We start from the raw sequence: 5,304 nt of genomic DNA, 5'->3' as shown, positions 1-5,304 counted from the left end.
TTTCGGGTCGATGTCTGTCCTGTTGTCTTCCGGGATGAGAATACCTTTCATGCCGGCCTGCCGGGCGCCGAAGGCTTTTTCGGAGACTCCGCCTACCGGTTTGATGTCTCCGGAAAGAGAAATTTCCCCTGTGACAGCGTAGTCCTGGCGGAGAGGAATTTTCTCCAGGGCAGAGAGAATGGCTGCGGTAATGGCGGCACCGGCAGAGGGTCCGTCGATGTTGCCTCCCCCTATGATATTGACATGAAGGTCATAGTCGGAGAGATCTTTTCCCGTAAGGAGGCGTACCACGGAAGCCGCAGTGGATACAGAGTCCTTGGCCATGGATCCGGCGGTGCTGTTGAAGCGGATCGTGCCCTTACCCTGGCTTTTGGCCGGGAAAACGGCAGTTTCTATTTCAATAGTGCTTCCGTAGTACCCGGCTACACCCAATCCGTAAATATGCCCGATCTTGGGCTCTCCCTGCTTCACCCGTCCCAGCCAGGGGGACAGGCGGCTTGCCTGGGCAGTGCGTTTCATAAGATCCAATGTAATGGAAACGGAATCGGCTTTTCCGCTTTCGTAAACCGCCAGGCCATAGGCATCTGCCAGGAGGCTCACCGCCTTTCGTCCCTCCATAGTATAGGAGCTGATAAGCCGATCCACGCCGTCCTCCAGATGGACATGCAGCTTATCCGCTGCATGGCGCACAATTTCTTCCACATCTTTGGGCTGGAGAGGATCAAAGAAAACCTCTGCACAGCGGGAGCGGATAGCGGGATTGATGTCTTCGGGCTGCCGGGTAGTAGCGCCGATGAGGATGAAGTCCGCCGGTGCGCCGTCCTTGAAGAGTTTTCTGATATAGTCCGGTACAGCGGGATCATCTTCGTCGTAGTAGGCGGATTCGAAGTACACTCTTTTGTCTTCCAGTACCTTAAGCAGCTTATTCAGCATCATGGGATCCAGCTCGCCGATTTCATCGATGAAGAGGACGCCGCCGTGGGCATCGGTGACAAGGCCGGGCTTGGGTTCCGGTATACCGTCATCGGCCAGTTCCCGGCTGGCGCCCTGATAGATAGGATCATGAACTGATCCGATTAAAGGATTGGTCATATCTCTTTCGTCCCACCGTAGGGTGGTGCCGTCGCATTCGATGAAAGGAGCTTTTTCGCCAAAAGCGGTATAAGAGAGCTTTTTCGCTTCGTCCAGCACAAGCCTGGCAGCAGTGGTCTTGCCTACACCCGGAGGCCCGTAGAGGATGAGATGCTGGGGATAGGGAGAAGCAATGCGGGAGAAAAGGGCTTTTACTGCCCGGTCCTGTCCTATGATTTCGGAGAGGTTCTTGGGCCGTACCACATTCATAATGGTGGAGGTAAGCTTTACCTTGTCCAGAGCTTCCAGTTTCTCCATTTTTCGACGGCTCTGGGGCGTCTCCGTATCTCCTGTTTCTTCGTTGATGATTTCCTGACGGATTTCATCCACATACTCCTGATGCCGTTCTTCCAGACGGTCTGCTATTTTTTCTTCCAGCTGCCGCTCCACGGCCTGCCGGGCCAGCATTTCCGCCAGCTTGTCTTCCAGCTTGTCCAGGATGCCCGGAATTTCCTCTTCCGCAGGCACTCTGGTATAGTCCCTGCTTTCCAGAATGAGCCGTTCCATGCCCACCAGGCGGACGCGGGGATTTTCATCATGTATATATTTGAGAGCATTGTACCGGCTGGCCTGGACAATAATCTGTTCCGAGCCCATGATGCCGGCATAAATGCTGTAAATGGCATTGATCTGCCGTTTCAGTTCTTCGTCAGATATGCTGCCGCCGTCCACATGGTTCATGAGGCGGCCTATGAGGTCTTTTACGTCTTCCACAGAAATCCCCTCCTTATTATTGTATTGTATATGAAATCGTTATTTCTGTGATGCTTTGAATGTCTGAAAGTAAAAGGCATGAGCATCCGCTCCGCCTGCCGCTTTTCTCTTTTTATATCCTTATACTTATATATAAGTAAGAAATATGAGTCAATCAGGGAGCCGCCGGCGAGCCTCTGTCCTTTAAAAAGGGACAGAATTTCCCTTCTGCCGGACGCGGGATTGTCGGTGAGCCTTCCATCCCATTTTTAATGAACTCACCCTTTTTTGAAGGTCCAGTACCGCGGCACAAAGATGTCTTCAAAAAGATTGATGGCAAAGTTATCGGTCAGTCCGGAAATGTAGTCTACGGCTGCCAGCGGAATATTGCCTCCCGCCAGCCGGATCTGCTTTTCCGGCAGGCGGTCCGTATGATAGGAGCCGTCGGGCTTCTTTTCAGTGTAGTAGGTATAGAGCATTTTGACGACATTGCTGCCCCGTTTCCTGTCGGGAATCAGGTTCTCTGACATGTAGACTTCTTCAAACATGAACTGCCGGAAACGAAGGAGAATGGCGTCTCCTTCTTCCGACATATGAATGCCGTCCTTTTCATCCTGCATGGAGTTTTTCACCACACTGGTCACCAGGGCGGTAATCATGGAGGAATGGGTAATGCCGATCTTCTGTTTTACCTCGTCCGGCAGATCCTCCGGTCCGATAAGACCCATGGTTTCCGCATCTTCATAATCGTGGCAGAGGTAGGCGATGCGGTCGGCATACTTGATAAGGGCCCCTTCCAGCGTGTGAGCCCTGCGCTTTCCGCAGTGGTTCAGCATGCCGTCCCGCACTTCCCGTGTCAGGTTCAGCCCCTGTCCTTCTTTTTCCAGTTTTTCCACAATGCGGACGCTCTGTTCATTGTGCTCGAAATGTCCGCAGATTTCCTGCAGCGCCTGCTCCCCTACATGGCCAAAGGGCGTGTGGCCCAGGTCATGGCCCAGGGCAATGGCTTCTACCAGGTCCTCATTCAGGCAGAGAGCTCTTGCCATGGTGCGGCCGATCTGCGCCACTTCCAGGGTATGAGTCATGCGGGTGCGGTAATGATCGCCCAGGGGGGCAATGTAGACCTGGGTTTTATGTTTCAGCCGCCGGAAGGAATTGCTGTGAAGAATCCGGTCCCGGTCCCGCTGGAAATCGGTGCGCAGAGGATCTTTCTTTTCTTCTCTGTCCCGCCGGGCATTGACAGCCAGCGCTGCCCGATGGCAGAGGATGTTTTTTTCCACTTCTTCGATTCGTTCCCGTATCAGCATAGGCCCTCCTTTTCAGGAAGCACTGACCTCTTCACAGCAGTCAGTTTCATATGGATTTTCATTTCACCGGTCCCACTCAGTAACCTGCTGCGTGGAATGATTTCCGGCGCAGAATAAAACCGCAGAAATGAAATGGAATGCCGATTGCATCAGTGCTTTTGATGAAATAGAATTCATTTCTTTTATTATATCATCTGCTTCTATGGTCTGCTCTGAGGCAGCCGCTCTGTAAAAATCTTTTCCCTCTGTTCCGCGTGGAAAAACCATTTTCAAAAAATTTTCAATGCCTTTCTTCCGGGCTTCTTTAGATTTCATCTGTCTTTAATCCTGCCGTCTTCGCCGGTGTCTGCATCCCGGCCTGCAGTTTCAAAATAAGTATATACTTATTTCTCCGCACTTCTAATCTTTTATACCTCTTGACAGAATATGGGAATAGTTGTACACTTGTTGCCAGATGAAGGAATTGAAAGATTTCTTCTTCAAAGTGAACATGACTGGCAAAGGCGTCTGATACATTGGGACTATCAGACGCCTTTTCTGTGGCGGGGAAGCCTTCGGGGGATGGGCTTCCCCGCCTTTTTCAGTCATAAGGATGATTTCAAAGAATACATCGTCCATTCAAAATTGCATTGAAATTATATTTCAACGCTTTATTATTGCATAATATGCATGGAAAGGAATTCAAAAAATGCGCAAGGAACATGATTTTCTGGGAGAAAAATTAGTACCTGATGAAGTGTATTACGGAGTTCAAACCATGAGGGCTAAGGAAAATTTCCAGATTACCGGTGCCCATCTGGATCCGGATTTCATCAAGTCCATAGCTGCTGTAAAAAAGGCTTCCTGCCTGACAAACCTGAAGACAGGCCGTATGGACAAGACCATCGGAGAAGCCATCATCCAGGCTGCTGATGAAATCATGGAAGGGAAAATGCTTGACCAGTTCCCGCTGGATCCCATTCAGGGCGGCGCCGGCACTTCCATCAACATGAACATGAATGAGGTTCTGTGCAACCGTGCCCTGGAAATCCTGGGATATCCCAAGGGCCGTTATGATATTATTTCGCCGAACAACCACGCCAACATGGCCCAGTCTACCAATGATGTATTCCCCACATCCATCAAAGTCTGCCTCTGCCGGAAGGCCGCTGCCCTTACAGAAGCACTCATTGACCTGGCTGAAGGATTTGAAGCCAAGGGAAAGGAATTCCAGGATGTGCTGAAAATGGGACGCACCCATCTCCAGGATGCTGTACCCATTACCCTGGGCGAGGAAATGAATGCCTACGCTTCCATGGTGCGCCGGAGCATCGGACGCATTACCCGTTCCCTGCGTTCCCTGCAGGATCTCAACATGGGCGGCACTGCCGTAGGCACCGGTCTGAATGCAGAACCGGAATACATCAAGCTCTTCCCGTATACCCTGTCCGAAATCACAGGCTTCCATTTTGAAACGGCCCCGAACCTCATCGACGCTACCAATAATACGGACTGCTATGCCGATGTATCCGCCGCCCTCAAAGTGACTGCCCTGTCTCTCATTAAAATGGCCAACGATATCCGTCTCATGGCCTCCGGTCCCCGCTGCGGACTGAATGAAATCAAACTGGAAGCCCGCCAGCCCGGCTCTTCCATTATGCCAGGCAAGGTGAATCCGGTCATTGCAGAAGTGCTTGACCAGACCTGCTACCAGGTCATCGGCAACGATCTGGCTATCAGCATGGCCGTGGAAAACGGACAGCTGGAACTGAACGTCATGGAACCGGTCATTGCTTTCAACATTTTCAATTCCTTCCGCTACCTCACCAATGCGGTGAATACCTTCAATGAAAAACTGCTGAAATCCCTGCAGGCCAACAGAGAACAGTGCCAGTACTGGGTCGACCACAGTGTAGGCGTCATTACCGCCCTCCTGCCTCACATCGGCTATGAGAAATGCGCTGCCACCGCCCGGGAAGCCTATACCACCGGCGAACCGGTACGGGAAATCATCCTGAAAAAGCAGCTCATCACCAAGGAAGCCATGACCCGCATCCTTTCTCCCTATGAAATGACCCATCCGGGCATTGCAGGCGGAAAAGACGCTCTGTCACGGTGACAGGGAACAGATAAATCTGCTTCCCAGATCTGTATAACAGCTGAAAATAATAATAATATTTGTTTGTCTGCCTTC

4 protein-coding genes are annotated in these 5,304 nt (G+C 51.3%); 1 reads left to right on the top strand and 3 read right to left on the bottom strand.

What is annotated here, in order from left to right:
• The 3 genes from lonC to ACI4N7_RS08590 form a co-directional block, all read right to left on the bottom strand.
• A partial coding sequence (lonC, locus tag ACI4N7_RS08600; protein WP_439732948.1) for a Lon family ATP-dependent protease occupies positions 1-1,845 on the bottom strand: 1,845 nt, incomplete at its 3' end.
• 257 nt (positions 1,846-2,102) lie between these two features.
• Positions 2,103-3,131, bottom strand: coding sequence for a deoxyguanosinetriphosphate triphosphohydrolase (locus ACI4N7_RS08595; protein WP_439732947.1), 1,029 nt, complete (start codon positions 3,129-3,131; stop codon positions 2,103-2,105).
• A 63-nt stretch (positions 3,132-3,194) separates the two neighbouring features.
• On the bottom strand, positions 3,195-3,446 hold the full coding sequence (locus tag ACI4N7_RS08590) for a hypothetical protein (protein WP_439732946.1): 252 nt from the start codon (positions 3,444-3,446) through the stop codon (positions 3,195-3,197).
• Positions 3,447-3,819: 373 nt separating this feature from the next.
• On the opposite strand from ACI4N7_RS08590, the gene ACI4N7_RS08585 reads away from it, so the two are divergent.
• Positions 3,820-5,229, top strand: coding sequence for an aspartate ammonia-lyase (locus ACI4N7_RS08585; protein ID WP_439732945.1), 1,410 nt, complete (start codon positions 3,820-3,822; stop codon positions 5,227-5,229).
• Positions 5,230-5,304: the final 75 nt, after the last annotated feature.

The organism is Dialister sp. (assembly GCF_051885895.1).
GTDB lineage: Bacteria > Bacillota > Negativicutes > Veillonellales > Dialisteraceae > Dialister.
The sequence above is the reverse complement of the archived record's forward strand: the minus strand, read 5'-3'. Positions and strand labels throughout refer to the sequence as shown.